At 47.3% G+C, this 3,881-nt stretch carries 3 protein-coding genes and 1 pseudogene; all 4 read left to right on the top strand.

Annotation, left to right across the window (positions count from 1 at the left end; translation table 11 throughout):
- Positions 1-617, top strand: a pseudogene (locus CJ260_RS12245) (acyl CoA:acetate/3-ketoacid CoA transferase); the annotation flags it as partial.
- A 38-nt stretch (positions 618-655) separates the two neighbouring features.
- Positions 656-1,072 (top strand): MaoC family dehydratase, encoded by a 417-nt coding sequence (locus tag CJ260_RS12250; protein ID WP_087478870.1) that lies wholly within the window; start codon positions 656-658, stop codon positions 1,070-1,072.
- Positions 1,073-1,864: 792 nt separating this feature from the next.
- Positions 1,865-3,280, top strand: a complete 1,416-nt coding sequence (locus tag CJ260_RS12255; protein WP_087478871.1) for a GntP family permease — start codon at positions 1,865-1,867, stop codon at positions 3,278-3,280.
- A 63-nt stretch (positions 3,281-3,343) separates the two neighbouring features.
- The coding region (locus tag CJ260_RS12260; protein WP_304442061.1) for a CoA-transferase at positions 3,344-3,881 on the top strand (538 nt) is incomplete at its 3' end.

Below are 3,881 nucleotides of genomic sequence, written 5' to 3' on the forward strand. Positions count from 1 at the left end.
CTGAAGAAGGCATCGACAGCATGGTACTGACGACAGAAGCAGGCACTATCGGCGGCGTACCGGCCGGCGGCCTGAGCTTCGGCGCAGCCACGAACGCCTCGGTTATCCTCGACCAGCCGTACCAGTTTGACTTCTATGACGGCGGCGGCGTAGACCTGGCAATCCTCGGCTTGGCTGAATCGGACGTCAACGGCAACATCAACGTAAGTAAGTTCAACGGCCGTGTAGCAGGCTGCGGCGGCTTCATCAACATCACGCAGAACTCCAAGAAGGTAATCTTCTGCGGCACCTTCACAGCCGGCGGCCTGAAGGAAGAAGTCAAAGACGGCAAACTGGTCATCACGAGCGAAGGCCGGAATAAGAAGTTCCTGAATCAGGTAGAACAGGTAACGTTCAGCGGCGCCTATGCAAATGCCGTAGGACAGCCCGTACTGTACGTCACGGAACGCGCCGTATTCAAGCTGACTCCGGAAGGCTTGGAACTGATCGAAGTGGCACCGGGCATCGACATCGAAAAAGACGTATTGGCATACATGGACTTCAAGCCTATCGTCAAAGACGTCAAGCTGATGGACGCTCGTATCTTTGAAGACAAACCCATGGGTTTGGAACTGTAATAGTATATCCGTAAGGTAAGCAAGGAGGAGATGCAGAAATGGCAAAAGACGTAAAATATGAAGATATTAAGATCGGTGATAAAGCATCTGTATCGAAGACGATTTCCGAATTCGACGTATATGCCTTTGCCGGCGTAACGACGGACTTCAACCCCGTTCACATCAACAAAGAATTCGCTAAGGATTCCATGTTCAAACAGCGCATTGCCCATGGCATGTTGTCGGCAGGCCTGATTTCGGCCGTACTGGGCACGGAGCTGCCGGGCGTGAACACGATTTACATGAATCAGTCCCTCAGCTTCCTGGCACCGGTATTCTACGGTGATACGCTGACCGCGACGGTAGAATGCAAGGAAAAAGACGATGCAAAACACCGCATTATCTTCAAGACGACCGTAACCAATCAGGACGGCAAGGTCGTAACGGACGGCGAAGCCCGCGTCATGAAAAAATAAGTCAAACGCTCGCTCGTATCCGATGTATCCGGACTTAGAAGCCTAAGCCGATGATTCACTGCTTACATGATTCACCGACAACATGTCCGGTTAAGTAAACGAAACCAACCTTTTAAGTGCTTACAAGCTCTTGCCAACTTGTCTAACCCACATGACAGGTTGGCAAGAGTCTTTTTTTTTACAAAATTACTAATGAAGCAGTGAAACACTGTATAAAAAATGGCAATGAGAAGAAGAGGATAGTGCTATATGTGCCGTATATATTGATTTAAATATATGGATATGCGATATAATAGAGGAAGAATGTTCATTTTTGAACAAAAAGAATCATTCCCTTCCTTTTTTCAGCTAGATTAAAAACGCATAATACTTTCTTCGTTTTTTATTGCAGAGAAACAAAAAAGTTTTTTTCTTTTAGAACTGCTACGAGGACTTGAATTAAAGTACAGCATACATGCGTCTATCAGTATTTCATAATAAGGAACAATAGTGTCTGAAATAGACTTTTTATACTTTTTTTCATTCAAGGAATGCAAAGGAAGTCAAAGAATATGGGATAAAATAGCTCTTGAGACGTAAAGCGTTTTACAAGCGAAGAATGAAATTATTTCATATATTAAATGAAGACAGACCATTTTACTTTGCTGAAATGGAAATGCTATGATGAATGTGTAGAATGCATTTTTAGATTTCAATATCCTGAATATTAAGAATGCATTAGCCATGGCTGTTTTATTTTTTAGTCCTTTTAAGTTCTAATTGTCACAAAGTTATAAGGAGTTGAGAGTACACATGGATTTTAACATTCTCGTCATCTTACTCAGCTTGATCGGCCTGATAACGTTCGCATACCGCGGCTTCTCCGTTATCATGATGGCCCCGATCATGGCTATCCTGGCGGCTACGCTGACTGGTTTAGACCTCATGCCTTCATACACCGAATTATTCATGGGTAAAGCCGTAACGTACATCAAATCGTACTTCCCGGTATTCATGTTAGGTGCTATTTTTGGTAAGGTCATGGAAGAAACGGGTCTTGCCCGTGGTTTGGCCAGCGCTATCATCAATGGCTTGGGCAAAGAACCTACAAAAGCCGTTATTTCTATCGTATTGGCCGGTTCGATCCTGACCTACGGCGGCGTTCTCATGTTCGTCGTTGTATTCGCAGTATATCCGTTCGCAGCAGCCCTCTTTAAAGAAGCTGACTATCCGAAACACCTGATTCCGGCCTGCATCGCTTTGGGTGCATTTACGGCTACGATGGACTGCTTGCCCGGTACTCCGCAGATTCAGAACATTATCCCGACGACATATTTCGGCACGAACCTTTATGCCGGCCCGCTTGCTGGTATCATCGGCGCCGTCATCATTTATGGCGTTGGCGGTTTCTTTATTATCCATCGTTTGAAATCCTGCATCGCTAAAGGCGAAGGCTATGGCAATCATACGCTGAACGAACCTGTACTGGACCCGAACGCAAAATTGTTCTCCTGGCAGGTTGCTTGCCTCCCCTTGCTGACTGTATTGGTCGTTAACTTCGTCGTTACGGAATTCGTTGCTTGGAATCCTGATATCCTCGTTCCCTTCCAGCACATGAAGGGCGTTCCCCTCGTAGCTGCTAAAGTGCAGAACGTAGTTAGTATCTGGGCTTTGATCATCGCTCTCGTATGCGGCATTATCGTCGCTTTGATTGCTGGCTGGCGCGAAGTTAAGACTGTAGATAGCATGTCCAAGATCCTCAATGCCGGTGCTATCGGTTCCCTGCTCGCTATCATGAACACGGCATCCGAAGTTGGTTATGGTAACGTTATCTCCCAGCTCCCGGGCTTTGCTGAAGTAGCAGGCTTCCTCATGAGCATTCATATCGGCGGCACGCCGCTCGTATCCGAAGCTGTCAGCGTAACGGTACTTGCTGGTATTACAGGTTCTGCTTCCGGCGGTATGGCTATCGCTTTGGAATTAATGTCCCAGGATTGGCTCGCTTGGGCACAGTCCATCGGCATGGGTCCGGAAATCCTCCACCGTGTTGCTTCCATGGCTTCCGGTGGTTTGGATACCTTGCCTCACAACGGCGCTATCATCACGCTGCTCGCAGTTTGCGGCTTGACGCATAAAGAATCGTATAAAGATATCTTCGTAATTACGGTACTGAAGACCTTCACCGTATTCGTCATCATCTTTATCTATTCTGTAACAGGGCTTCACTAAGATACATCAACATATACAAACATCTGTAAGGTTTGAGATGTAACACAAAAGGAGATGCTCATCATGGCAAAATTTGTAACGGCTGCTGAAGCAGTGCAGCAAATTAAAGACGGCGCAACGATCGCAACGAGCGGTTTCGTCGGCGGTTTGATTCCTGAAGCTGTATTGAAAGAAATGGAAGCTTCCTTTAGAGCTAACAATACGCCGAAAGACATGACGGTTATCTATGCCGCAGGCCAGGGCGACAGCGGCGAACGCGGCCTGAACCACCTCGGCGACGAAGGCATGCTGAAACGTATTATCGGCGGTCACTTCAACCTGACACCGCGTTTGGGCGAATTGGTAAATAACAATAAAGTAGAAGCCTACAACCTGCCGCAGGGCACGTTGTCCCAGTGGTTCCGCGACATCGCGGGCCGCCGTCCCGGCACGATTACCAAAGTCGGCCTCCGTACCTTCGTTGATCCTCGTCTGGAAGGCGGCAAAATCAACGATGTAACGAAGGAAGATATCGTTGAAGTTATTGAATTGGGCGGCGAAGAATGGCTCTGGTATCATCCGCACAAAATTGATGTAGCTATCATCCGCGGCACGACAGCCG

The sequence above is a fragment of the Megasphaera sp. ASD88 genome, assembly GCF_002287425.1.
GTDB lineage: Bacteria > Bacillota > Negativicutes > Veillonellales > Megasphaeraceae > Megasphaera > Megasphaera stantonii.